General features: G+C 64.6%; 23 protein-coding genes, 1 tRNA gene and 2 pseudogenes. 17 read left to right on the plus strand and 9 right to left on the minus strand.

Features of this window, described 5'->3' with window-relative positions; all coding sequences use genetic code 11:
* Together G552_RS15130 and G552_RS0109135 are read left to right on the plus strand one after the other, a co-directional pair.
* Positions 1-337: pseudogene (locus G552_RS15130) on the plus strand (integrase core domain-containing protein); the annotation flags it as partial.
* Between the two features lie 127 nt (positions 338-464).
* Complete coding sequence (locus tag G552_RS0109135; RefSeq protein ID WP_027882763.1) at positions 465-1,037, plus strand: LabA-like NYN domain-containing protein; 573 nt, start codon at positions 465-467, stop codon at positions 1,035-1,037.
* Positions 1,038-1,042: 5 nt separating this feature from the next.
* On the opposite strand, the gene G552_RS0109140 is transcribed toward G552_RS0109135, so the two are convergent.
* The 3 genes from G552_RS0109140 to G552_RS0109150 are packed head-to-tail and all read right to left on the minus strand — an operon-like array spanning position 1,043 to position 2,939.
* Positions 1,043-1,333 carry a hypothetical protein gene (locus G552_RS0109140; protein ID WP_027882764.1) on the minus strand — a complete coding sequence of 97 codons (291 nt, stop codon included), beginning with the start codon at positions 1,331-1,333 and terminating at the stop codon, positions 1,043-1,045.
* A 9-nt stretch (positions 1,334-1,342) separates the two neighbouring features.
* Positions 1,343-1,816 (minus strand): YbaK/EbsC family protein, encoded by a 474-nt coding sequence (locus G552_RS0109145; RefSeq protein WP_027882765.1) that lies wholly within the window; start codon positions 1,814-1,816, stop codon positions 1,343-1,345.
* Complete coding sequence (locus G552_RS0109150; RefSeq protein ID WP_027882766.1) at positions 1,809-2,939, minus strand: M20 family metallopeptidase; 1,131 nt, start codon at positions 2,937-2,939, stop codon at positions 1,809-1,811. Before G552_RS0109150 ends, G552_RS0109145 begins: the two co-directional genes overlap by 8 nt.
* A gap of 41 nt (positions 2,940-2,980) precedes the next feature.
* Here G552_RS0109150 and G552_RS0109155 point away from each other — a divergent pair, with 41 nt between their 5' ends.
* Together G552_RS0109155 and G552_RS0109160 are read left to right on the plus strand one after the other, a co-directional pair.
* The gene (locus tag G552_RS0109155) at positions 2,981-4,828 is read left to right on the plus strand and encodes an arginine--tRNA ligase (protein WP_036270562.1); all 1,848 of its coding nucleotides are present in this window, start codon (positions 2,981-2,983) and stop codon (positions 4,826-4,828) included.
* Positions 4,829-4,922: 94 nt separating this feature from the next.
* Positions 4,923-5,978 carry a S1C family serine protease gene (locus G552_RS0109160; protein ID WP_027882768.1) on the plus strand — a complete coding sequence of 352 codons (1,056 nt, stop codon included), beginning with the start codon at positions 4,923-4,925 and terminating at the stop codon, positions 5,976-5,978.
* On the opposite strand, the gene G552_RS0109165 is transcribed toward G552_RS0109160, so the two are convergent.
* Positions 5,975-6,427, minus strand: a complete 453-nt coding sequence (locus G552_RS0109165) for an Lrp/AsnC family transcriptional regulator (protein WP_036270564.1) — start codon at positions 6,425-6,427, stop codon at positions 5,975-5,977. The genes G552_RS0109160 and G552_RS0109165 overlap by 4 nt on opposite strands.
* A 108-nt stretch (positions 6,428-6,535) precedes the next feature.
* Here G552_RS0109165 and ald point away from each other — a divergent pair, with 108 nt between their 5' ends.
* The 5 genes from ald to G552_RS0109190 all read left to right on the plus strand — a co-directional run bounded on the left by ald (position 6,536) and on the right by G552_RS0109190 (position 12,499).
* Positions 6,536-7,642, plus strand: coding sequence for an alanine dehydrogenase (ald, locus tag G552_RS0109170; RefSeq protein WP_027882770.1), 1,107 nt, complete (start codon positions 6,536-6,538; stop codon positions 7,640-7,642).
* A gap of 14 nt (positions 7,643-7,656) precedes the next feature.
* Positions 7,657-8,364: a DUF3108 domain-containing protein gene (locus G552_RS15135; RefSeq protein WP_245575166.1), complete on the plus strand. Its 708-nt coding sequence runs from the start codon at positions 7,657-7,659 to the stop codon at positions 8,362-8,364.
* A 71-nt stretch (positions 8,365-8,435) separates the two neighbouring features.
* Positions 8,436-11,375, plus strand: a complete 2,940-nt coding sequence (uvrA, locus tag G552_RS0109180) for an excinuclease ABC subunit UvrA (protein WP_027882771.1) — start codon at positions 8,436-8,438, stop codon at positions 11,373-11,375.
* Between the two features lie 77 nt (positions 11,376-11,452).
* A complete protein-coding gene (locus tag G552_RS0109185) occupies positions 11,453-12,016 on the plus strand; it encodes a YeeE/YedE family protein (protein WP_027882772.1) in 564 nt (187 codons plus the stop codon).
* Between the two features lie 3 nt (positions 12,017-12,019).
* Positions 12,020-12,499 carry a DUF6691 family protein gene (locus G552_RS0109190; RefSeq protein ID WP_027882773.1) on the plus strand — a complete coding sequence of 160 codons (480 nt, stop codon included), beginning with the start codon at positions 12,020-12,022 and terminating at the stop codon, positions 12,497-12,499.
* Here the strand turns inward: G552_RS0109190 and G552_RS0109195 are convergent.
* The 3 genes from G552_RS0109195 to G552_RS0109205 are packed head-to-tail and all read right to left on the minus strand — an operon-like array spanning position 12,496 to position 14,555.
* Positions 12,496-13,167, minus strand: a complete 672-nt coding sequence (locus tag G552_RS0109195; protein WP_027882774.1) for a tRNA (adenine(22)-N(1))-methyltransferase — start codon at positions 13,165-13,167, stop codon at positions 12,496-12,498. The genes G552_RS0109190 and G552_RS0109195 overlap by 4 nt on opposite strands.
* Positions 13,148-14,338, minus strand: coding sequence for an anion transporter (locus G552_RS0109200; RefSeq protein WP_027882775.1), 1,191 nt, complete (start codon positions 14,336-14,338; stop codon positions 13,148-13,150). Before G552_RS0109200 ends, G552_RS0109195 begins: the two co-directional genes overlap by 20 nt.
* 19 nt (positions 14,339-14,357) lie before the next feature.
* A complete protein-coding gene (locus G552_RS0109205; protein WP_027882776.1) occupies positions 14,358-14,555 on the minus strand; it encodes a hypothetical protein in 198 nt (65 codons plus the stop codon).
* A gap of 183 nt (positions 14,556-14,738) precedes the next feature.
* On the opposite strand from G552_RS0109205, the gene hrpB reads away from it, so the two are divergent.
* Positions 14,739-17,198 (plus strand): ATP-dependent helicase HrpB, encoded by a 2,460-nt coding sequence (hrpB, locus tag G552_RS0109210; RefSeq protein ID WP_027882777.1) that lies wholly within the window; start codon positions 14,739-14,741, stop codon positions 17,196-17,198.
* Between the two features lie 63 nt (positions 17,199-17,261).
* On the opposite strand, the gene G552_RS0109215 is transcribed toward hrpB, so the two are convergent.
* Positions 17,262-17,337, minus strand: a tRNA-Arg gene (locus G552_RS0109215).
* A 155-nt stretch (positions 17,338-17,492) separates the two neighbouring features.
* On the opposite strand from G552_RS0109215, the gene gatB reads away from it, so the two are divergent.
* Genes gatB through G552_RS0109230 form a run of 3 tightly spaced genes read left to right on the plus strand, consistent with a single transcriptional unit; the run spans position 17,493 to position 20,575 of the window.
* The gene (gene gatB, locus G552_RS0109220; RefSeq protein ID WP_027882778.1) at positions 17,493-18,917 is read left to right on the plus strand and encodes an Asp-tRNA(Asn)/Glu-tRNA(Gln) amidotransferase subunit GatB; all 1,425 of its coding nucleotides are present in this window, start codon (positions 17,493-17,495) and stop codon (positions 18,915-18,917) included.
* Positions 18,914-19,921, plus strand: a complete 1,008-nt coding sequence (purM, locus tag G552_RS0109225; protein ID WP_027882779.1) for a phosphoribosylformylglycinamidine cyclo-ligase — start codon at positions 18,914-18,916, stop codon at positions 19,919-19,921. Before gatB ends, purM begins: the two co-directional genes overlap by 4 nt.
* An 18-nt stretch (positions 19,922-19,939) precedes the next feature.
* Positions 19,940-20,575, plus strand: coding sequence for a histidine phosphatase family protein (locus G552_RS0109230; protein ID WP_027882780.1), 636 nt, complete (start codon positions 19,940-19,942; stop codon positions 20,573-20,575).
* Positions 20,576-20,578: 3 nt separating this feature from the next.
* Here the strand turns inward: G552_RS0109230 and G552_RS0109235 are convergent, their stop codons facing one another.
* A complete protein-coding gene (locus tag G552_RS0109235; RefSeq protein WP_027882781.1) occupies positions 20,579-20,812 on the minus strand; it encodes a hypothetical protein in 234 nt (77 codons plus the stop codon).
* A 34-nt stretch (positions 20,813-20,846) separates the two neighbouring features.
* On the opposite strand from G552_RS0109235, the gene G552_RS0109240 reads away from it, so the two are divergent.
* The 4 genes and pseudogenes from G552_RS0109240 to G552_RS16300 all read left to right on the plus strand — a co-directional run.
* On the plus strand, positions 20,847-21,965 hold the full coding sequence (locus tag G552_RS0109240; protein ID WP_027882782.1) for a trans-sulfuration enzyme family protein: 1,119 nt from the start codon (positions 20,847-20,849) through the stop codon (positions 21,963-21,965).
* A 21-nt stretch (positions 21,966-21,986) separates the two neighbouring features.
* A complete protein-coding gene (locus G552_RS0109245) occupies positions 21,987-23,024 on the plus strand; it encodes an agmatine deiminase family protein (RefSeq protein ID WP_027882783.1) in 1,038 nt (345 codons plus the stop codon).
* Positions 23,021-23,899 carry an N-carbamoylputrescine amidase gene (aguB, locus tag G552_RS0109250; RefSeq protein WP_027882784.1) on the plus strand — a complete coding sequence of 293 codons (879 nt, stop codon included), beginning with the start codon at positions 23,021-23,023 and terminating at the stop codon, positions 23,897-23,899. The genes G552_RS0109245 and aguB overlap by 4 nt, the downstream gene beginning before the upstream one ends.
* A 553-nt stretch (positions 23,900-24,452) precedes the next feature.
* Positions 24,453-24,617, plus strand: a pseudogene (locus tag G552_RS16300) (IS701 family transposase); the annotation flags it as partial.

A 24,617-nucleotide genomic window follows, 5' to 3' on the forward strand; every position in this document is an offset into this window, starting at 1 on the left:
CCGAGTTTGAGGAGGCCTGCTGTGCTCTGGGGATTGCCTTGTTTGTGCTGCCGCCGAGGAGTCCTAAACTCAATGGTCACGTGGAGCGGGTGCAACGGACCTTTAGGGAGGAGCTCTATACCCGGCCTCTGCCCCCCCGGCTCAGCGAGCTACAGGCAGAGCTGGATGCCTACCTGGACCACTACAACCGCCGAAGGCCTCACATGGCCCTGGGGGGTCTTGCTCCCTTGGAGTATTTAGCTAAGATGCAGGAGGAGTCGGTTCCCCAGTCTCACATGTGTTGACCGATTACAGGAAATTCCCGCGCTTTGTCGCAAGATGTAAAGAGCAGAGCTAGGGGTGGCCCTATCTGAAGAAGTAGCGGCCGCTCGAGGGGGCCGAGATAGTAGATTGGGCTATCTAGGTGTAGCATGCACCTAGCTTAGCGGTTTGCCCCGCCGCAGGACAGAAAGTGAGAAAAAACGATGAAGATCGCTTTGTTCATTGATGGTTCTTATATGTACGACGCGGCCAAGCGGCTGGGTTGGAACATCGATCACCGCAAGGCCATCGGCGTCTTCGCCCGCCCAGAGGAACTGTACAACGCCTTTTACTACGCTCCTGTAACCGACAGCAGCGATGAACGTCAACAAAAATTCCTCGATGCCCTGGTGTTCATGGGCTATACCGTACGCAGCCGCGAGACCCACGGCGACCCCCGCTTCGAGGCCATGATGGCCACCGACATGCTGGTCACCGCACCCCGCTGGGAGCGAGCGGTGCTGGCTAGTGGCTCGGGCGACCTGGCCCACACCCTCTCGGCCCTGCGGGCCCAGGGAAAGGAGATTCATCTATTGGGCGTACCCGAGCTGACCGACCTCGAGCTGCGCAACCAGTGCGATCGCTACCTAGATCTACGGGAGTTACAAGGACAGCTCGAGCGCACCGGCGGGGGGCGGCGCATCTACCCCAGCGTAAGCGAGGAAAGCAGCCCTGAGGAGGAAGAAACCAAAGCCGCCCAGCGGCTGATGGAAAACCTCGAGGACGAGCTGCGCTAATCCCTCTACGGGGCCCACTCCTTTATGGGCACCAGCTCACCCCCCTCCACCAGCTTGCGCTTAGGGCGGTAGGCCGCGTCGAACCAGATTTCCAGCACCGCCCGGTCGAGATGCTTCGGGGAAACGATGACTTTGCGCACGTAGTACCCTCCTTCATCGCTAAGGGAAATCTCCCCCCCTTTGGTCAACCTTAGCTCGACGATTTCGCCGTGGCGTGCGGTACGCACTCGAACGCGAAAGGCCACGTCGCCCTCGCGCTGGACATGCTCGTCGGGTTTGCGGAACAAGCCGAACATACCCTCAGCTTAGCAAAGGGGAACCACCCGGCCCCCACTCAAAGCCAGTAGCTCCGCGGGCGAGAGGGCAAACAGTGCGGTGGGGGTTCCTCCTGCAGCGTACAGACAAGGATAGTCCAGCAGATGGGGGTCCACCAAAGCCTCGAGGGGCTGGGCATGACCCAGAGGGGGCACCCCCCCGATGGCGAAACCAGTCACCCGGCGCACATATTCGGCATCGGGCTTCTCCAATGGCTCGCCCACGCTTTCCTCTACCCGCTTCAGGTCGACCCGATGAGCCCCGGAGACCAAGAGCAGGTAGGGCTTGCCACTTTGGGCCCCACGAAACACCAGCGATTTAACGATCTGCCCCACCGCGCACCCCACCGCCATAGCTGCCTCCGGGGCCGTGCGGGTGGAGGTAGGTAACTCCTGAACCCGCAGATGGGCAAACCCCCTGACCTCCAGGGCCTCCTGTACCCTCTGGGCGCTGGGGCTAAGCATGGCCGTTCTCGGAGAGGGCCTGCAATAGGCCCGAGAGCAGGGCGATGCGGGGGGGAACCTGGGGTATATAGATGTTCTCGCTGAGCTGATGGGCCGCCTCACCGAAAAGGCCCAGCCCATCCAGGGTGGGCACCCCCAAAGCGGCGGTGAAGTTGCCGTCTGAGCCTCCACCTACCCGCCCCGCCCCCAGCGCTAGGCCTACCTCGGCCCCGAGGCGCCGGGCCAGCGCAAAAAGCTCGAGGGAAGCCGGGCTGGGCTCCATGGGCGGGCGGTTCAACCCCCCTTCTACCTGTAGCCGGGCCCCGGGCAGCACTGGTTCGAGGCTTCGCAGGGCACGCTCGACGCGCTCGGCTTCGGCCAAGGTCCAGACCCGCAGGTCGATCTCCACGGTAGCCGAGGCCGCCACCACGTTGCTGGTGGTTCCTCCCTGTACCACGTTGGGCCCTAGGGTGGTGCCCTGGACTGGGTCTTGCAAAGCCACCACGCGCAGAATCTGGTGGGCCAGCTCCACGATAGCGTTAATACCCTTTTCCGGTTCAACCCCCTGGTGGGCGGGCTGGCCTAGGGCGGTAAGGCGGTACTGGCCTACCCCTTTGCGGGCCACCTTAAGGTCGCCATTGCCCATGGGGGCCTCCAACACCAACACCGCCTGGCTGCGCCGAGCCGCCTCTTCTATAAAAGGACGGCTGCTGGGGGAACCGATTTCCTCGTCGGGGGTGAAGAGCAGCTCGAGCTCAGGCCAGCCCAGCCCCAAGGCCTGGTTGGTGCGCAGAGCCCACAACAGCTGCACGATGTTGCCCTTCATGTCGTAGATGCCGGGGCCGTAGGCCCGATCCCCCTCTACCCTCCAGGGTTGGGGAAAGGCTCCTACTGGGTGCACCGTGTCGAAGTGGCAAAGCACCAGCACCCTCGGGCCCGTGCCGGAAAGCCGCAAGCGCAACAGGGGCCCGTGGGGGGTTTCCTGGCGCTCTGGTAGGCCAAAAGGGGCAAACTGCTGGGCGATCCAATCCGCCACTCGGGCCAGCCCGGCCTGGTCGTGGGAGGGGGCCTCGAGGCGAACGATGGCCTCGAGGTCTTGCAAAATGGCCGGCAGTTGGGATTGAAGGTAACCTAACGGCTTCACAGAGCCCACTATAGGCCAAGCCCCAGCCAAACTGCTATCCTATGGCGGTGCGAGCGTCACGCCCCGATATTAAAAGCCAGCTCAAAGAAGCCATCGCCCAAGCCCTGGAGACCTTGGGCCTAAGCGAATGGCCCGAAATTGTGGTGCAGGAAACCCCTGTGGGTAAGGAGGGCGACTACGGCACCCCCATCGCTATGGCCCTGGCCCGCAGCCTACGCCAGGCCCCGCCCCAGATCGCCGCTGAACTCCTGCACAACATCCAGCTTCCACCCTGGGTGCGGCGCACCTTTGTAGTGGGGGGCTATCTCAACTTCGAGCTCGAGCCGGCCTTTCTGGTGGAGGCCGCCACCCAACCCCTACCCCCCTTCCCGGCGCAAAAGGGCAAGGTACTTTTGGAGCACACCTCGGTCAACCCCAACAAGGAGCTGCACGTAGGGCATCTGCGCAACATCTGCCTGGGCGACTCGCTGGCCCGGATTCTGCGCTTCGTGGGGCATCCAGTCGAGGTGATGAACTACATCGACGATACCGGGCGGCAAGCCGCCGAAAGCCTTTTTGCCCTGGGGTATTTCGGCCTGGACGCCCCCCCGCCAGGGGTCAAGTACGACCACTGGGTAGGCCAGGCCTACGTGCGGCTGCACCAGGCCATGGACGACCCCGAGAAAAAAGCCACCATCGAACAGGGGGTACAGGAGATTCTGCACCGCTTGGAAGAAGGAAGGCTGCGGGACGAGGTGGACAAGATTCTGCGCGCCCAGCTCCAGACCATGTACCGCCTGGGGGCCGAGTACGACCTCTTGGTCTGGGAGTCGGACATCGTGCGGGAGGGCCTGCTGCAACAAGCTCTAAAGGCTCTGGCCCGCTCTCCTCTGGTCTTCCGCCCCCGCGAGGGCAAGTATGCCGGGGCTTTGGTCATGGACACCAGCCCTTTCATCCCTGGCCTGGAGGACCCCTACCTGGTACTGCTGCGCTCAAATGGCACCTCTACTTACACCGCTAAGGACATCGCCTTGCAGTTCTGGAAGATGGGGCTCCTTAAGGGCCTCTGCTTCCGGCCTTACGACACCCAGCCCAGCGGGGCTCCCCTCTACAGCACCCATCCCGAGGGCCAGCCCATGCCTTTCGGCGGGGCCGACGAGACCATTAATGTAGTAGATGCCCGCCAAAGCCACGCCCTGCGGGTGGTACAGGCCTCCCTCGAGGTCGAGGGACGGCCCGACCTAGCCCAGCGCTGCTTCCACTTGGCCTATGAAACGGTACTGCTGGAAGGCCGACAAATGTCCGGGCGCAAGGGCATCGTGGTCTCGGTGGACGAGGTGATGGACGAGGCGGTGCGGCGGGTACGGGCCGTCATGGCGGAGAAAAACCCCGACCACCCCAACCCAAAGGAGGCCGCCGAGCAGATCGGGGTGGGGGCGGTGCGCTTTGCCATGCTCAAAACCGAGGCTAAAAAGCAGATCGACTTCCGCTACGAGCAGGCCCTGAGCTTGGAAGGCGACACCGGCCCCTATGTGCAGTACGCCTACGCCCGGGCGGGCTCCATCCTGCGCAAGGCCGAGGAACAGGGCCTCTTCCAGGAGCAAGCCGACTTTGCCCAGGCCACCCCCTTTGAGCTGGCCTTGGCTAAGGTTATTTTGCGCTTTCCTGAAGCCGTACAAGACGCGGCCCGCAACAAAGCCCCGCATATCCTGGCCCAGTACCTGCTCGAGCTAGCCGCGGCCTGGAACAGCTTCTACAACGCCAAAACCCCCGAGGGCCGGCCCGCCACCCCCGTTCTGACCGCCCCCTTGGGCCTACGGGGCCTGCGGCTAGAGCTGGTGCGGGCCCTGCGCCAGACCCTAAAGCAGGGCTTGAGCCTACTGGGCCTACAGGCCCCCGAGGTGATGTAAGCCTTGGGTGGGGTTAAGGTTTCCTGTGGGATCGACCCAAAGCGCTATTGATTCCTCACCCTGGGCATATCAGAATGGGTGGGGTTTGCCGATGATGCGCTTGCTTGCCCTATTGCTGCTCATTTCCACCCCGGCCCTGGCCCAGGTCCCCCGCCTGACCACCCCGGAGGAGGTGGCCCGGGTAGAGGTGGTGCGCCGGGCTTTGCCGGCGGTAGTCAAAATTTCCGGCATCCTACGTGACCCCCAGACCGGCAACGAGGGCCCCACCAACGGCTCGGGTTTCTTCTACGCACCCAGCCGTATCATCACCAACTACCATGTGGTGCAGGACTTGCGCGACATCAGCGTGGAGCTCTTCGATGGACGTTCCTTCCCTGCCCAGGTTTTTGCCGTGGATAAGGGCATCGATATCGCCATCCTGAGCGTGCAAGGGGTCACCGCCCCCGCTCAGTTATCCTTCGGTAGCTCGCAAAACCTACCAGTGGGGATGGGCCTGGTGGTCATTGGCAGCCCCTTTGGTCAGCGCAACCTGGCCTCTTATGGCATCCTAGCGGGCATAGGCCCCACCGCTGCCGAGAAAAACGAGCTAGACCCCGAGATCGGGGCCGAGATAGGCGACCTCATCTTCACCGATGCCCGCATCGTGCAGGGCAACTCCGGGGGCCCGGTGCTCGACCTGCAAGGGCGGGTGGTGGGGGTGGCCAATGCCACCTTAGGCGACCTGAGCGGGGTGGGTGGTATCGGGGTGGCCATCCCCGCTGACCTAGTACGGCAGAGCGTGAGCGACCTCGAGCGCTTCGGGGTGCCGCAGCGGGGCTATCTGGGGGCCACCCTGCTCGACCTAAGCGAGCTAGACCCCCTCCTGCTAGGACGGGTAGGCCTGCTCTCTACCCGCGGGGCCATGATTGAAAAAGTGCAGCCCGGCGGCCCAGCAGCCCGGGCCGGCCTGCGCCCTGCTGAGCGCGACCAGCGCGGTAAGCTGGTCAGCCTGGGTGACATCATCCTAGCGGTGGGGGGACGCACGGTGCGCAACGCCAGCGAAGTCACCCAGATCATCGCCCGCTACCGCCCCGGCGACCGGGTCAACCTGACCATCTGGCGCAACGGGCGGCGGCTGGAGGTGGTGGTCACCATGGTGGCCCGGCGCTAGGGCTCTATCTCGAAGACCTCCTTGATGATGGGTTGGGACAGTACCACCGAGGTGCGGGTGCTCCCGTACAAGCCCATCTGTTGGATGAGTTCCTGCAGGTGGGCCACCGAGGGTACCACCACCTTGGCCACAAAGGACGCGGCTCCCGTAACGAAGTAGCACTCCCGCACCGCGGGGGTGGTGCGGGCAAACTCGAGCATCTGCTGGTAGCGACCAGGGGGGGTGGCCACCTCGATTAGGGCGGTAATGGCATACCCTAAGGCCGTAGGGTTGATGCGAGCCCCATAGCCGGTGATGATACCGGCATCCTCGAGCCGGCGTACCCGCTCGGTAACCGCCGGGGTGGAAAGGCCCACCCGCCGGCCTAACTCGCTATAGGAAAGCCGGCCATCCTGCTGCAACTCCCTAAGGATGGCGCGGTTGGTGGCGTCTAGGAGCTTAGAAACCATAAAGCCCATTATGGCTTAAGAAATAAGGCAAAGTGCAAAAATAAGCTAACAATATTCCTTCCATTCAGCTACAAAACCCCCTAGCCTTAGAGAAAAACGGAGGTGCTTATGGTCATTGGGGTGCCAAAGGAGATCAAAACACTGGAAAACCGGGTGGCTCTTACCCCGGGGGGCGCGCATAGCCTGGTGCGGCGGGGGCATACGGTTCTGGTAGAACAAGGGGCTGGGCTGGGCTCGGGGATATCCGATGCGGAGTACCAAAAGGCTGGGGCAGAGTTGGTCTCGGCTGCTGAGGCCTGGGCCGCCGATCTGGTGGTCAAGGTCAAGGAGCCCATCGCCGAGGAGTACCGCCACCTGCGCCCGGGGCTGATTCTTTTTACCTACCTACACCTGGCCGCCGATGAAGCCCTCACCCGAGCCCTGCTCGCCGGGGGTACCAGCGCCATCGCCTACGAGACGGTGCAGCTCGAGGACGGCACCTTGCCCCTGCTGGTCCCCATGAGCGAGGTAGCTGGGCGCATGGCCCCGCAGGTGGGGGCCGCCGCCCTGGAAAAGCCCCACAGGGGGCGGGGTGTGCTGCTGGGCGGGGTACCCGGCGTGGCCCCAGCCAGCGTGGTCATCCTGGGGGGCGGGGTGGTGGGGATCAACGCTGCCAAGATTGCCCTAGGCATGGGGGCCCAGGTCACCATCCTTGAGGTGAGCAAGGCCCGGATGCAGTACCTCGACGACGTCTTCGGTGGGCGGGTGATTACCCTGGCCTCTACCGAGGCCAACATCGCCGCCTCTATTCGCCATGCCGACCTGCTCATTGGCGCAGTGCTCATCCCCGGGGCCAAGGCCCCTAAACTGGTCACGCGGGAGATGCTTTCCAGCATGAAGGAGGGAGCGGTGATTGTGGACGTAGCAGTAGACCAGGGCGGCTGCGTGGAGACCATCCACCCCACCACTCACGCCAACCCTACCTACGTGATCGATGGGGTGGTGCACTACGGGGTGGCCAACATGCCTGGCGCGGTGCCCCGCACCTCCACCTTTGCCCTCACCAACCAGACCCTACCCTACCTACTCCGGTTGGCCGAGAAGGGCCTGGAAGCTCTGTGCGACGACCCCGCTCTGCTGCGGGGCCTCAACACCCATCAGGGCCGGCTCACCTGCTTGGGCGTGGCCGAGGCTTTCGGCCTGCCCTACACCGACCCCCAAACGCTGCTGCAATAGGGTATAAAAGTCAGATGAACTGGAAAAGCGGGTGGCTCCTGGGGCTTCTGGGGATGATGGGCACAAATCAAAGTCCCTACACCCCAGAAGGCCCCTCCCATGCCGTTCTGGCCCAACCCCCCGCGGTACCCTGGGCCCCCAGCGAGCAGCTCAACTATCACCTCACCTGGCAGGGCCTCGAGGTAGGCCGGCTTTTCCTTTTTGCCGAGGGCATCGAAGGAGGCTGGCGTTTCCGCATGAAACTAGAGCCCACTGGTCTAGCCCAGGCCCTGGGCTACGGCCTCGAGGCGGAGAGCCAGGTAGGCTACGACCTCTACACCGACCGCTTCTGGCAAACCCTACGCGAGCCCCTAAAGGGCACCACCCGCCTGGTTTTCGAGCGGCAGGAAAACAGCGGCTCAAAGGCCCGGGTGGTCTACCCCGATGGCCGAGAGAGCGTCTGGCAAAGCCCCCGCGAGGATGTGGTGGACATGCTCTCGCTGGTCTACCTTCTGCGGGTGCGACCGGAAATCCGCACGGTCTACGTGGTGGACTTCCCCAAACTAGCCCAGGGGCAGCTGGAAACCCTTCCCCCCTCAGGGGGCCTGGTGGGCTACCGCTTCGCCCGAGAGGATCTGTTGGTGGAAGGCTGGTACCGTCTCGATACCCAGCGCACCCCGGTTCGCCTCATTTTCGGGCGCGACTTCGGACGGTTGCGGGCCTCCCTTGACTCGAGCCGGTAACTTTTTACACCCCCTTTGCCGCGTGGGATACGTCATTTACATAAGCCAGGCCCAGGTGTTATACTCCCCGGATGGACAAGATTATCGTCCGTGGGGCCAAAGAGCACAATTTGAAAAACATTACCGTTGCGCTGCCCCGAGGGCAGTTCATCGTCATTACCGGGGTCTCCGGCTCGGGCAAGAGCACCCTGGCCTTCGATACCATCTACGCCGAGGGGCAGCGGCGCTACGTGGAGAGCCTTTCCTCGTATGCGCGGCAGTTCCTAGGGGTGATGGAAAAACCCGATGTGGAAAGCATCGAGGGGCTTTCCCCGGCCATCTCCATTGACCAGAAAACCACCTCGCACAACCCTCGCTCCACGGTGGGCACGGTAACCGAAATCCACGACTACCTCCGCCTGCTGTTTGCCCGGGTGGGCACCGCCTACTGCCCCCACTGCGGGCGGCCCATCGAGCGGCAGTCGGCCTCCGAAATTACCGACCGGCTCTTCCAAAAGCCCCAGGGCACCAAGGCCATCCTGATGGCCCCGGTGGTGCGGGGTCGCAAGGGCGAGTACCGCAAAGAGTTCTTGCAGCTGCAGAAGGAGGGCTACGCCCGGGTGCGGGTGGACGGGGTGATCTACACCCTCGAGGAGGCACTGGGCCTCAAGCTGGAAAAATACGAGAAGCACGACATCGACCTGGTGGTGGACCGGGTGGTCTTGAAGCTGGAAGAGCGCCCCCGCATCGCCGAGTCGGTGGAGCTGGCCTTGTTACGCGGCGAGGGGCTGATGCGGGTCTTGTACCCCGACAGCGGCCAGGAGGAGCTGTTTTCGGAGAAGTTCGCCTGCCCGGAGCATGGCAGCGTGCTGGAGGAACTCGAGCCGCGCATCTTCTCCTTCAACGCGCCCTATGGGGCCTGCCCGGACTGCTCCGGCCTGGGCTACAATCAGGTCTTCGACCCTGAGCTGATTGTGAACCCTGAACTCTCGCTGGCCGAGGGGGCCATCCTGCCCTGGAGCCGGGGGCGCGAAAACGGCAAGGGCTACCTGTGGGATCGGCTGCGGGCCCTGGCCGAGCACCTGGGCTTCGATATGAAGGCCCCTTTCAAGCAACTCTCGCCGCAAGCTCAGCAGGCTGTGCTCTACGGCCTACCCGAGCCCTTCGAGGTGGTTTTCCGGCGCAACGGACGCGAGACCATGCGTTTCATGGTGAGCTACGAGGGGGTGATCCCTTGGCTCGAGGGGCGCTACCGCGAGACCGAGTCGGAAGGGCTGCGCGAGGCCCTGGAGGCCTATATGACCCTCAAAGCCTGCCCAGCCTGCGGGGGCACACGCTACAAGCGCGAGGTGCTCTCGGTGCGCATAGGGCTTTTCAACATCGCCGAGGTCTCCAACCTGCCGGTGCGGGAGGCCAAGCAGTTCTTCCAGGCGGTGGCCGAGAACCGGGTGGTAGAGGCCAGCGAGGCCTTAGCGGCCTTCCGCATCCCGCTAGAGGGCCTAGCCGAGCCCCAGGAAAAGCGCAACCTGAACGCCTTCCAGGTGCAGGTGGCGGCCCCCATCTGGCGGGAAATCTATAGCCGGCTGGGCTTCCTGGAGGACGTGGGCCTGGACTACCTGACCCTCGACCGCGCGGCCAACACCCTCTCCGGCGGCGAGGCCCAGCGCATCCGCCTGGCTACCCAGGTAGGCTCCGGCCTGACTGGGGTGCTCTACGTGCTGGATGAGCCCTCCATCGGCCTGCACCCCCGCGACAACCAGCGCCTTTTGGGCACCCTCAAGAAGCTGCGTGACCTGGGCAACACCCTGCTGGTGGTGGAGCACGACGAGGAGACCATGCGCGAGGCCGACTGGATTGTGGACATGGGGCCGGGCGCCGGGGTACACGGGGGCCAGGTAGTAGCCCAGGGAACCCTCGAGGACATCCTCGCCCACCCCCAGAGCCTGACCGGGGCCTACCTCAGGGGCAGCAAGTTTATTCCGGTGCCCAAAACCCGGCGCAAGGGCAACGGCAAGCACCTGCTGGTCAAAGGGGCGCACGAGCACAACCTCAAGAACGTGAACCTGCGCATCCCCCTGGGCAAGTTCGTGGCCATTACCGGGCCCTCCGGGTCGGGCAAGTCCACCCTGGTGCACGATATCCTTTACGCCGCGCTGGCCCGCGACCTGATGCGGGCCAAGGCTATCCCCGGCCGCTTTGAGGGCCTGGAGGGCATAGAGCACCTGGACAAGGTCATCGAGATCGATCAGTCGCCCATTGGCCGCACCCCCCGCTCCAACCCCGCGACCTACACCGGGATCTTCGACGAGATTCGCGAGCTCTTCGCCAAGACCCCCGAGGCCCGCAAGCGCGGCTACGAGGCCGGGCGCTTCAGCTTCAACGTGAAGGGCGGACGCTGCGAGGCCTGCGGCGGGGATGGCACCAAGAAGATCGAGATGCTCTTTCTGCCCGACCTCTATGTGCAGTGCGAGGTCTGCAAGGGCAAGCGCTACAACAAGGAGACCCTCGAGGTCAGGCTACGGGGCAAAAACATCGCCGATGTGCTGGACATGACCGCGGAAGAAGCCCTGGCCTTCTTCGAAAACATCCCCTCTATCGCCCGCAAGTTGCAGCTGATGGTGGATGTGGGTCTGGGCTACATGAAGCTGGGCCAGCCCTCGCCCACCCTCTCGGGCGGGGAGGCCCAGCGCATCAAACTCTCCACCGAGCTGGGCCGCCGCTCCACCGGGCGCACCCTCTACATCCTGGACGAGCCCACGACAGGGCTGCACTTCGAGGACACCGCCAAGCTTTTGCAGGTGCTGCACCGGTTGGTGGATGGGGGCAACACCGTGGTGGTGATTGAGCACAACATGGACGTGGTCAAAACCGCCGACTGGGTAATTGACCTGGGACCCGAGGGCGGGGCCCGGGGTGGGCAGATCATCGCGGAGGGCACCCCCGAGGAGGTAGCCCAAAGCGGCAGTCCCACCGGGGCCTTCCTGGCCCGCATCCCAGAAATCAGGCAGAAGGCTGGGGTGGCTGCCGACTAAACCCACTGCCAGGACTCATAGGTTTATTGCGATACAGTTTACAATATTTGTCATTTTATCCCGCATGATAAGAAGCTATGGAATGGCTTACCCATCCCTGGCCTTGGTACGTGGCCGGGCCTCTGATCGGTCTGATGGTGCCCTTGCTGCTTCTGTTGGGCAACCGCCGCTTTGGTATCTCCTCCTCTTTACGCCATCTTTGCGCGGCCATGGGCAGCCGACTACCCTTCTTCCGCTACAACTGGCGGGCCGAGGGCTGGAACCTGGCCTTTGTCCTGGGCATCGTACTGGGAGGGTTCGTGGCCGGGGTGTGGCTGGCCAACCCCCAGCCGGTAGCCCTCAACCCCCAGACGCAAGCGGCCCTCGAGGGCTTAGGGCTTTCGCCCGACTCGGGCCTCCTGCCCAAAGAACTTTTCTCCTGGGCCGCTGTGCTGCGCCCGGAGGGCTTTTTGTTCTTGCTGATAGGCGGCTTTTTGATCGGCTTTGGCGCCCGCTGGGCGGCGGGCTGCACCTCGGGCCACGCCATCACCGGCTTATCCGCCCTGCAACGGCCCTCTCTGGTAGCCACCCTGGGCTTCTTCCTGGGCGGGTTGGTCTCGGCCCACGGGCTACTACCTTGGCTACTGGCTTGGTTGAGGTGAGATATGGCCTTCCCCATTCCCGATGAGTTCAAAGCGGAAACCGAAGCAAAAGCCCAGCCCATCCCCCTGGGGGCCTATCTGCCCTACCTTCTGGCCGGGACGTTCTTCGGCTTTGTGGCCATCCGCTCGGAGATCGCCTCCTGGTACCGCATCTACGAGATGTTCCGCTTTGAGTCGTTCCACATGTACGGGGTCATCGGCAGTGCGGTACTGACCGGGGCCCTTTCGCTTTTGCTGTTGCGGCGGCTGGGGCTGCGCTCAACGGATGGCGAACCCCTGGCGGTGCGCCCCGCTGAGCCGGGCCGATACCGCTACCTTCTGGGCGGGCTGGTCTTCGGGCTAGGCTGGGGCCTGGTGGGGGCCTGCCCTGGCCCCATCTACGCTCTGCTGGGCAGCGGCCATGCCGGGGCTTTGGTCATCCTGCTGGGAGCCTTGCTGGGCACCTACGCCTACGGGCTGGTGCAGCGCCGGCTACCCCACTAGGCATCCCAAAGAGCTAAGGCCTGTTCGAGGTAGGCCTGCTCGAGCCGCACCCGCTCCACCGGCGGAAGCCGTCTGAGGTAGGCCCGGCGCCGCTCCAGCTCGCCCCGCAGCAAGGGGTGCCGCTGGGCCAGCAGAAGGGGCCCGTAACGCAAGGCCACCTCCCGCGGTAGGCCCTGGTAGGCTGCCGCAGGGGAAAGCGACCCCCGCACAAAGGTCAGCACGGTGTAGTACCAGAACCCCGGAACCATCTGTTCGTTGCTTAGGGCAAAGCCCGCCTCGAGGGCCCAGCGGCGCAATGGCTCGGCGGCGTCGTTGGGCTGGAGGACGATCCGGGAAGGAAGCCGCTCGGGATGGGCCGAGAGAATGCGCACCATACGCCGGGCCCCCATCCCGCAGAGGCTCAGAACCTCCACCTCTCCCGGGGCCAAAGGCGCCAGGCCGTCCCCCAAGCGCACCTCGGCAGGCAGGCCCCGCAGCGCCCGCCTGGCGTTCTCCCAGGGCCCGCGGCTTTTTTCCACCACAATCACTCGGCGCACCCGGCCTGTTTGGAGCAGGTAACAGGGCAACAGGGCATGGTCGGCCCCAATATCGGCGTAGGTCTCGGCCCGAATCTCGCCGGCCACGGCCAGCAGACGGGGCTCGAGGGGTTTAGCGGTAGAGCCAGCCATAAGCCAAAAGCAGGCTTAGCAGGGTCAGGGGCAGGCCGAAGCGCAGGTGCTCGAAAAAGCTCAGCCGGCAGCCCTCTCGCCGGGCCGCCTCGGCCACGATGAGGTTGGCCACCGAACCCAGCAAGGTGAGGTTACCCGCCAGGGTGGCGGCCGCGGCCAGCATCAGCCAGCCTTGGGTATCGGCGGAGGGAATCAGTGGGTAAAGCAGCAGCACTGCCGGCACGTTGGAGATCAGGTTGGAAAGCAGGGTCGTCACCGCTGCCAGGCCTGCTGGAGCGTTGGCCAAAGCCTCCAGCGGGGCCAGAAGGCCCAGCGCCTTCACCGCCGCGGTCACCATAAACAAGCCAGCAAACAACACCAAAAGCTCCCAGTCTACCCGCATAAAAAAGCGCTCGGAGCGAAGCCGTCGGCTCCATAGCAAAAACCCCGCCGCCACCAACGCCCCCTGGGCCAGGGGATAACCCAGCAAAAAGGCCGCCAGCAAGGCCAGGCTAACCCAGACCCCCTTGGCCAGCAGGGCCCGGTGAAGGCGGAAGCGAAAAGGAGGGAGGGGGGGCAGGGAAGCCCTCGAGCGCACCGCCGGGTAGAGCGCGTAAAGCAGGGCTACCTGCAAGGAAAGCCCCAGCAGGGCCACCGGGGCTAGGGCCTGGGCAAACTCGAGGTAGCCGATCTTGGACAGGCTCCCTACCACGATGTTCTGCGGGTTGCCGGTCAGGGTGGCTACACTGCCCAGGTTGGTGGCCCCAGCCAGGGCCAACAGGTAAGGTACGGGCGGCAAACCTAGGCTACGGGTCAGGGCCAGCACCAGCGGGGTAAAGAGGATGGCGATGGTGTCGTTGAGAAACAACGCCGAGAGCAAGCCTGTACCGTAGGTCAGCCAGACCAAAAGGCCCAAAGGCGTTCGGGCCAGGTGCACCAGGCGATCCAGGACAAGCTGGAAAAACCCCGCGTAGCCCAGGTGGGCGTTGAGCACCATCACCCCAAACAGAAAGGTCAGGGTATGGGGCTCTAGGGCTTCCCAGGCCCCCTCGAGGTCTAGCACCCCCAGGACTATAAGAAAAGCCGCCCCACATAGGGCAATGGCGGCTCGGTTCATGCGGTAGCCAGGCCAGTAGCCCAGCCCCAGACCCAGGTAGGTCAGAAACAATACCGCATAGGCCAGGTACTCCACAAACCCATACTACGGGAGGCTAGCCCCGATTGGAGCGGGTTTCGCGCAAGACCCGCAGCAGGGTTTGGGCCTGCTCGAGGCGTTCTAAGGGGTAGCGGGAACCGTTCTCGCTGATGGCCTCGTACTCGCCTCGTTCGGCGTCGAGGTGTACCTTCACCACCCGGCGGGCCCGGATAAAACTCTGGGCCCAGAGGGTATAGTCGGGTATCTTGCTCATACCCTCTATAGATAGCCCGAATCCATGGGGTTGTCATGCCTAAATCCGACATAAAATTGGCGTAACGCGTTTCTTGAGCCAAGGCTGTCTCCTCTAACGCAGAGCCAGGACAAGCCCGCTCCCCAAGACCAAAGCCCCATACCCACCCTTCCCCTAAGCCCTGTGCCAAAATACCAAGGGCATATGGAGCTGCCCATCTACCAGGTTTTGCCCGCGCTGCGCGAAGCCTTGCAGAGCCAGCGGCGGGTAGTGCTACAGGCCCCACCCGGAGCGGGCAAAAGCACGGTGCTGCCGCTGGCCCTATTGTCGGAATCCTGGCTGAGTGGGCAAAAAATCTGGATGCTCGAGCCCCGCCGCCTGGCCGCCCGCAACATCGCCGCCCGCATGGCTGCCTTGCTGGGCGAGGAAACCGGGCAGACCGTGGGCTACCGGGTGCGCTTCGAAAGCCGGGTGGGGCCCCAAACCCGCCTGGAGGTGCTCACCGAAGGCATCCTGACCCGCCGGCTGCAACACGACCCCAGCCTGGAGGGCGTGGGACTGGTCATCTTCGACGAGTTCCACGAACGCAGCCTGCAGGCCGACCTAGCCTTGGTACTGTGCTTGGAAGCCCAGCAGGCTTTGCGCCCCGACCTGCGCCTCTTGGTGATGTCGGCTACCTTGGAAGGGGAAAGGCTGGGCGAGTTGCTGGAAGCGCCGGTGCTGCGGGCGGAGGGCCGACAATACCCGGTGGCCATTCGCTACCTCGAGCGCGACCCGGAGGGGCTTCTGCCCGGGGTGGTGGCCGGGGCGGTCTCGCGGGCCCTGGCCGAGCAGGAAGGGGATGTGCTGGTCTTTCTGCCTGGGGCCGCCGAGATCGCCCAGGTGGAGAAGCTGCTGGCCCAGCGCCACCCTGCGCTCCGGCTGGCCCCCCTCTACGGCGACCTGCCCCTGGCCGCCCAGCAGGCTGCTCTCCTGCCCGACCCACAAAAGCGCAAGGTGGTGCTGGCTACCTCCATCGCCGAGACCAGTCTGACCATCGAGGGCATCCGAACGGTGGTGGACGCTGGCTACACCCGGCTGCCCCGCTTCGACCCCAAAAGCGGCCTGACCCGCCTCGAGACCGTACGGGTCAGCCTCGATGCCGCTGAGCAGCGGGCGGGGCGGGCGGGGCGGCTGGGGCCGGGGGTCTGCTATCGGCTGTGGAGCCTGGCCACCCACCGGCTCCTCCCCCCCCAGCGCCCCCCGGAGATTCTCCAAAGCGACCTGGCCTCGCTGCTGCTCGAGCTGACCCAGTGGGGGGTGTCCGACCCCTACACCCTGGCCTGGGTGACCCCTCCGCCAGCCCCGGCCCTGGAGCAAGCCCGGGCACTGCTGGAGGCCTTGGGGGCCCTCGAGGGAACCCGCCTGAGCCCGCGGGGCCGGGCCTTGCTGGAGTGGCCCACTCACCCCCGACTGGCCCATCTATTGCTAGAGGGCCAGAATGCCCTGGCCGCCGACCTGGCCGCTTTGCTGGAGGAGCGCGACCCTCTGCCTAGGGAGGCCGGGGCCGATCTGGCTCTGCGCCTGGAGGCCCTGCGCCACTGGCGCCGCACCGGACGCACGCTTCACCAGGCCGACCCAACCCGGCTGGCCCGCATCGAGCGCCTGAGCCAGCAGTGGCGCCAACGCCTGCATACTGGCCCCGACTCCAGCCCGCCCGACCCCAAGGCCCTGGGCCGGTTGGTAGCCCTAGCCTACCCCGAGCGCATCGCCCAGTTGCGCCCAGGGGAGCGGGTGCGCTACCGCCTCTCGGGCGGGCGGGGGGTGCGGCTTTGGGAGGACGACCCCTTAGCCGGCAGCCCCTGGCTGGCAATGGCGCACCTCGACGCAGGGGAGGAGGAGGGCCGGGTCTTTCTGGCCGCCCCGGTAGACCCCCAGGACCTCAAGCCTTTGGCCCGGCCAGAGGAAACCCTGGCCTGGGACGCCCAAAAGGGGGTTGTGGTGGCCCAGCTCGAGGAGCGCCTGGGCCAGGTGGTGCTCTCTAGCCACCCTCTGAAAGACGTCCCCTTCGCCAAGCGCAGCCAGCTGCTCTGCCAGGAGGTGCGCCGCGAGGGCCTAGGGCTTCTGCCCTGGAACGAGGAACTGCGCCAGTGGCAGGCCCGGGTGCAAAGCCTACGGCACTGGCGGCCCGAGGAGGACTGGCCCGACGTCTCCGATGCCCATCTCCTAGAAACCCTGGAGGACTGGCTGGCCCCCTGGCTAAAGCCGGTCTGGCGGCGGGAGGACTTCGCCCGGATCGAGCTGGCCACTATCCTGCATGGCCTGCTGCCCTGGCCCCTTCCCGCCCGCCTGGAGGCCCTGGCCCCCACCCGGCTGACCGTACCCAGCGGTTCTCGTATCCGGCTCACCTACCACCCCGACGGCAGCCCCCCGGTGCTGGCGGTCAAGCTACAGGAGCTTTTTGGCCTGGCCGAAACCCCCACCATTAACGAGGGTCGCACCCCGGTTCTTCTACACTTGCTCTCCCCTGCCCAGCGGCCCATCCAGGTTACGCAAGACCTAAAAAGCTTCTGGAACCAGACCTACCCCCAGGTGCGCAAGGAGCTGCGAGGCCGCTACCCCAAACACCCCTGGCCCGAAGACCCCTGGAAGGCCGAACCCACCCGAAAAACCAAGCCACGCTAGCCCAACTTCCCGTAAAAACGCAAGACCGGGGCCAGAGCGACCCCGGGTTTTTGCGTCCTAGACTGGCGCGCCCGGCAGGACTCGAACCTGCGACCTAAGGTTTAGGAAACCTTTGCTCTATCCACTGAGCTACGAGCGCAAAGGGCTTGCCGTCACAAGCAACCCAGATTGTAGCATCTAGTTCTGTGGGCTTCTACCTCTGCCTGCTGCCCTTGGTGCGCTTTTAGGTTCCGACGGCTCTGGGCATTTTGAAAGGCGGCAACTTTATGGCCCTGCACCTATAATGGGTCGGGTATGTCCGAGTTCGAAGCCGTGGTGGGGTTGGAAATCCACCTGCACCTCAAAACCAAGAGCAAGATGTTCTGCGGCTGCGATGCCAGCTACTTTGGCGACGCGCCCAACACCCATGCCTGCCCGGTCTGTATGGGCCTGCCGGGCGTGCTGCCGGTGGTGAACGCCCAGGCGGTGGAGTTTGGCATTCTGTTTGGCCTGGCCCTGAACTGCCGCATTGCCCGCTGGACCCAGTTCCACCGCAAGAGCTACTACTACCCGGACATGCCCAAAAACTACCAGATTTCCCAGTACGACCTGCCCATCGCCGCAGAGGGCTACCTGGAGGTCGAGGGGCAGCGGGTGCGCATCCGGCGCATCCACCTCGAGGAAGACGCGGCCAAGTCCACCCACCCCGAGGGGGCCTCCTACTCCCTGATCGACCTCAACCGGGCCGGTGCCCCCCTGATCGAGATGGTCACCGAACCCGACATCCGCACCCCCGAACAGGCCCGGGTCTTCCTCTCGCATATCCGCTCCATCGCCCAGACCCTGGGAGTCTCGGATGCCAACCCCGAGGAGGGCAAGATGCGGGCCGATGTGAACGTCTCGGTACGGCGGGTCGGCGGGTCTTTGGGCACCAAGGTCGAAATTAAAAACCTCAACTCCTTCCGCAGCGTAGCCAGGGCCTTAGAGTACGAGATCAAGCGGCAGCAGGAGCTTCTGCGCAGCGGGCGCCGGGTGGAACAGGCCACCTTGGGCTGGGACGAGGCCGCTGGCAAAACCTACCTGATGCGCCTAAAGGAAGGCGAGGCTGACTACCGCTACTTCCCCGATCCCGACCTACCCCCCATCGTGGTGGACGAGGCCTGGCTCAGCAGGCTCAAGGCGGCCATGCCCGAGCTGCCCGCCCAGAAGTACGCCCGCTATGTGCAAAGTGGGGTGCGCCCCTACGATGCCGAAATCCTGGCCTACAACGCCTCACTGGCCCGCTTCTTCGACCAGGCCCTGGCCTGCTACCAGGGCAACCCCCAGACCATCGCCAACCTGCTCAATGCCGAGGTGGCCGGCTATCTCAACGAGCGGGGCCTCGAGGTTCACCAGACCGCCCTCAGCCCCGAGCACCTGGCCCGGCTGGCCGGGCTCTTTGAGCGGCGCGAGATTACCAACCGGGTCTTGAGCCAGCTTCTGCCCGAGGTGATGCAAGGGGCCGACCCTTTGCGCCTGGTGGAGGAGCGCGGCCTGCGCTCGGTAGCCGACGAAGGCGCCCTGCGGCCCCTGGTGGAGCGGGTGGTGGCGGCTCATCCCGGCGTGGTTGCGCAGGTTCGGGGGGGCAACCTCAAGGCTGCCAACGCCCTGATAGGCCCCATCATGAAGGAGAGCAAAGGCACGGCCAAGGCCGACGTGGTACGGAAAATCCTGGGGGAGCTGCTGGGGGTGGAGCTTTGAACTACCAAGACGCCGGCGTAGATATCGAGCGCAAGGCAGGGGCCCTGAAGGCCGCGGCCCGCAAAATCAAGGAAACCTATACCCCCGAGGTGCTCCTCGGCATCGGGGCCTTTGGCGGGATGATCGAGGTTTCCCGGCTCAAAGGCCTGGCCCAGCCGGTGCTGGTAGCCTCCACCGACGGGGTGGGCACCAAGACCCTCCTGGCCGCCCAGACCGGGCGCTATGGGGGCCTGGGCTTCGACATCGTGAACCACTCGGTCAACGACATCCTGGTGCAAGGGGCCCGGCCCTTGTTCTTCATGGACTACATCGCCAGCGCCCGCCTCGAGCCCGCCGTGCTGGGAGCGGTGCTGGAGTCGCTGGCCGAGGCCTGTAAGGCGGTGGGGATTCCCCTCTTAGGCGGCGAGACCGCCGAGATGCCGGGGGTCTACCAGGAGGGCAGCCTCGACCTGGTGGGCACCATCGTGGGGGTGGTGGACAAAACCCAGGTGGTGGACGGCTCGAGGGTTCAGCCCGGCGATGTGCTCCTGGCTCTGCCCTCCTCGGGGCTGCACACCAACGGTTATAGCCTGGCCCGCAAAGTCCTAGCCGGGTGGGACCTCGAGGCCCCCCGGCCCGAGCTAGAAGGCCGGTCGCTGGCCGAGGCCTTGCTCGAGCCCCACCGCTGCTACCTGAATGAGGTCGAGGCCCTTCAGGCCGAGGGCATCGAGATTCGCGCCATGGCCCACATCACCGGAGGAGGCCTCTTCGAGAACCTGCCCCGGGTGTTGCCCTTAGGCCTAGGGGCCGAGGTTCAGCGGGGCAGTTTTCCGGTGCCGCCCATCTTCACCCTGATCCAAAAGGCCGGGGCAATAGAGGAAGCAGAGATGTTCCGGGTCTTCAACATGGGGCTTGGTTACATTTTGGTTTTAAGTCCAGACATGGCTGCCCAGGCCAGGAGGCTTTTGCCCCAAAGCCACCCGGTAGGCTATATCATAGAAGGGTCAGGGGTCAGGCTGGCTTGAACCCTACCCCCCCACCCTATGAAAGAACTCTGGCTGGTACGCCACGGAGAAACTCCCTGGAACGCTGAGGGACGCTTCCAGGGCCACTACGATATCGGTCTGTCCCCCCATGGGCTGCACCAGGCCTACCGGGTGGCCGAGCGGCTCGCGGCCAGCCGCTATGCCTTCAACGGGCTATACAGCTCCGACCTAGGACGGGCCTTGCTTACCGCTAGGCCCATTGCCGAAGCCCTGGGCCTTACTCCCATCCCCGACCCGCGTATCCGGGAAATCTATGCCGGCGAGCTTCAGGGGCTACTGCGCAGCGAAATGGAGGCCCGTTACCCTGAGTTCCACCGAGCCATCCAGCAAGACCCCTGGAACACCAAACGCCCTGGTGGGGAAAGTATGGCCGACCTGGCCGCACGGGTGCAGTCTTTCCTAGATGATCTGCCGGAGGGGCGCTTTATCGTGGTTACACATGGGGGGGTCATCCGGGCCGCCCTCAAAATTGTGCTCAACCTAGACAACGGCGCCTGGGGCAAGTTCCAGATTCAAAACACCTCCATCACCCGCCTGCTCTACCCCGAGGGGCGGGCCCTTTCGGTAGGGGATGTGGGGCACCTCGAGGCCTGGGCTGAGGGCCTGGCCGACGAGGTAGTGCTCTCGCAGTAGGGATTAGCGGGCCCAGCGAATGTTCAGTTCTGCCTGGTTGCCCATGGCCTGTTGCAAAAGTTCCAGTAGGGCTACATCGGCCCCCTGCGCGCGCCAGGCCTCGAGCAAACCGGCGTTCAGGTAGTAGTCCTGGTCCTGGGCGTGTTCCTCCTCCATTTGGTCCATCAGGAACTGAAGCTGGGCCTCGCTAATTTCGCCAATGTGCTGGCCGGTGTCGGCATTGAAAAGCTGGGGCATAGACCCAGTTTACCAGGGCCGGTAGACTGCGGCCATGGCGCAACCTCCCAAGCTCAAACCCGCCTCCTGGCTGGTGGCCGCGGGCCGCCCGGAGGAAACCGGTAGCCCTCTCAACACCCCTTTGGTTCCAGCCTCCAACTTCCTGCTGGAGCACCCGCGGGCCTATGCCCGCGACGACGGCACCCCCACCTGGGAGGCCCTCGAGGAAATCGTGGGAGGTCTCGAGGCGGGTAAGGCAGTAGCCTTCGCCTCGGGGATGGCCGCGGTAAGCGCAGTATTCAACCAGCTCAGGGTGGGGGCGGTGGTGGTTCTGCCGGAGGACTGCTACCAGGGGGTGGTGGGCCTGGCCATGGCCGGGGCCGAGCAGGGGCGCTGGTCGGTGCGGCGGCTGGCCGTAGAGGATACCACCGGCTGGATACAGGCCTGTGCCGAGGCCGACCTGGTCTGGCTCGAGTCCCCCTCCAACCCCCTGCTGGCAGTGGCCGATCTGGAGGCCATCTGCAGCGCGCCCCGCAAGCCGGGGACGATTGTAGCGGTGGACAACACCTTCGCCACGCCTTTGAACCAGCAGCCGCTCGAGTTTGGCGCTACGGTATCCATCCAATCAGCCACCAAGTTCATAGGTGGCCACTCCGACCTGTTGGCGGGGGTGGCGACCACCCGCGACCAAACCTTCTGGCAGGCCCTGCGGAAGTCTCGGGAGTTGACCGGTGCCACCCCGGGTACCCTCGAGGCCTTCCTGGCCACCCGCGGGGCCCGCACCCTGGCCTTGCGCCTGGAGCGGGCCCAGGCCAACGCTGCCTACCTGGCTCAGCGCCTGGAGGCCCACCCCCTGGTGGCCCGGGTGCGCTACCCGGGGCTTCCCTCCCACCCTACCCATGCCGTGGCCAAACGGGTGCTGAAGGGCTTTGGGGCGGTGCTTTCCTTCGAGCTAAAAGGTGGGGCCGAGCGGGCCGATGCGGTCTGCCGCCATACCCAGCTCATCCGCCACGCCACCAGCCTGGGCGGGGTGGAGTCCACCATGGAACGGCGCGCGGGCATCCCCGGGCAGGAGCACCTGCCCCCCTCCCTGCTGCGCCTGAGCGTGGGTATCGAGGATGCGGAAGACCTCTGGGCCGACCTCGAGGCCGCCTTACGCAAGGCAGCCGGCTAAACCTGCTATACTCTAAGCTTTGTGAACGAGACCCTCACCCCCCGGGCCTTAGGCTTTGCCATGCCCCCCGAGTGGGCCCCCCATGCCGCTACCTGGATGGCCTGGCCCTACGACGATGAAAAATGGCTGGGCTACTTAGAGCCGGTGCGGCAGGAGTTTGCCCTTCTGGTGAACACCCTGGCCCGCTTCGAGCCGGTTCATCTGGTTGTCCACGACGAGGAGTCCGAACGCGACGCCCAATCCCGGCTCACAGGCCAGATTCACTTCCACCGCATCCCCCACGACGACGTCTGGCTGCGCGACTCTGGGGGTATCTTCGTGGCCAACGCAGCCGGAGCGCTGGCCTTGGTCAACTGGGAGTTCAACGGCTGGGGGGGCAAATACCCTGCCGAACAGGACAACCAGGTGCCCCGCCAGATGGCCCGCCTGTTGGGGGCCCGGCTGTTCAGCCCTGGCCTGGTGCTGGAGGGGGGCAGCCTTGAGGTGGGCGCTGCTGGCGTGGCCCTCACCACCCGGCAGTGCCTGCTCTCCCCCACGCGCAACCCCGGTTTGCACGAGGAAGACCTGGAGGCCTATCTGCACGACTACCTGGGCATCCGCCACCTGATCTGGCTGGGGGAAGGCCTCGAGGGCGACCACACCGATGGGCACATCGACACCCTGACCCGCTTTACCTCCCCCACCACCCTGGTCACCTCGGTTGCGGAAGACCCCGCCGACCCCAACCACCGCCCTTTGCAGGAGAACCTAGAAATCCTGCGAAGCCTGGGGAGTTTTTGCATCGTGGAGCTCCCTTTACCCCGAAACCCCCGCTGGCTCGAGGCCCATACCCGCCTACCCCTCACCTACGCCAACTTTTACATCGCCAACGGGGTAGTGCTGGTGCCCCAGTACGGCGATCCCAACGATGAACGGGCCCTGGAAATCCTGCGCCCCCTCTTCCCTGGCCGGAGCGTCCTGGGGCTCCCTAGCCAGGCCCTGATCACCGGTGGGGGCAGTTTCCACTGCGTCACCCAGCAGCAGCCCATCGGGCCTATCTGGAAAGGAGAAAACCCATGACCAAGCTGGGCGTAGTGCAAATGTCCATGAGTCCCGATCGAACGGAAAATCTGACCAAAGCCAGCGCCATGGTGCGGGAGGCCGCGGCCCAGGGGGCCCAGATTATTCTGCTGCCCGAGCTGTTCGAGACCCTCTATTTCTGCCAGGTCGAGCGCGAAGCCTACTTCGCCCTGGCCCACCCGGTAGAGGGCCACCCCTTCCTGCCCCAGTTCCAGCGCCTGGCCCAGGAGCTGGGGGTGGTGCTGCCCGTCTCGTTCTTTGAAAAAGTCGGGCAGGCCTACTACAACAGCCTGGCCCTAATCGACGCCACCGGCGAAATCCGTGGGGTCTACCGCAAGGCGCACATCCCCGATGGCCCTGGTTACGAGGAAAAGTACTACTTCAACCCTGGCGACACTGGCTTTATGGCCTTTCCCACGCGCTACGGCACCATCGGGGCGGGCATTTGCTGGGACCAGTGGTACCCCGAGTGCGCCCGCAGTATGGCTTTGCTGGGCGCGGAAATCCTGCTTTATCCCACCGCCATTGGCTCCGAGCCCCCCGAAGCAGGAGGCATCGACACCAAAGAGATGTGGCAGCGGGCCATGATCGGCCATGCGGTCTCCAACCTTTGCTACCTAGCCGCGGCTAACCGGGTGGGCCTCGAGGTGGTGGAGGGTAAGGCCCAAACCTACTACGGCTCCTCTTTCATTGCCGACTACATGGGCAACAAGCTGGTCGAGGCAGGCCGTAGCGAGGAGACGGTACTGGTCGCCGAGCTAAACCTGGAGGAGGCCCGCGCCTTCCGGGCTGGGTTCGGCTTCTTCCGCGACCGCCGCCCCGATCTCTACAGCCCCCTCCTAACCCTGGACGGCAAAACCCGGCGGCCCCAGTAGCCCCCGCCCGTTACAAAATAATGACGGAGGCATGCCATTCGATTATCTCGGGGGAAGACAAAGACCTCCTGCACGAAACCGCTACAGGTGCTCATGATTTTGGCGGCTTTTAGCCTGGCGGTTCCTGGCTGGGCCTTGGCCCAGGGGGTAGACGCAGCTCGGGTTCCTACTCAGAGTGTGGTTCTTCCCCAAGCCCTGGTGCTTCCCCAGGGGCAGGAGCTCTCGGAGGAGGAGCTGGACAATACTGAAGGCACAGGTTTCCTCACTGCGGCTGGGGGATTCTTGATGATGGCAAGTGGTATGAAACAAATGGTTGAAGGAGCCAGGAGGGGCGATTGGATAGACTTTGCTCTGGGAGCTGGGGGATATCTAATCGGTAAGGCAACGCTGATGTTTGGTGTGGTTACCGGCCCTGCCACTCCGTAACATCGTATCCTGGCTGACCCCCTGTGGCATGCGTGCCCGGAGGGCGGCTAGGGTAGCTGTGCGTTAAATTAAATAGGAGTTACGCAGTTGCAGTTGACTGGACATTCTTCTGTGTGCTAGGAGGAGAGTGCTTAGCCAAGCTTCTCCAAAGGGGGTGATGCCCATGAACCCACCGAAGTGCGATGACCTGGACTACATCCACTTTCTCATCGCCGCTCAGCGGGTCTTCACCTGTACCGAGGCCGCTCGCTGTAGTCCAAAGGAGAAGAGCCCTCCCGCCCATGATGCCTTT

The sequence above is a fragment of the Meiothermus rufus DSM 22234 genome, assembly GCF_000423425.1.
GTDB lineage: Bacteria > Deinococcota > Deinococci > Deinococcales > Thermaceae > Meiothermus > Meiothermus rufus.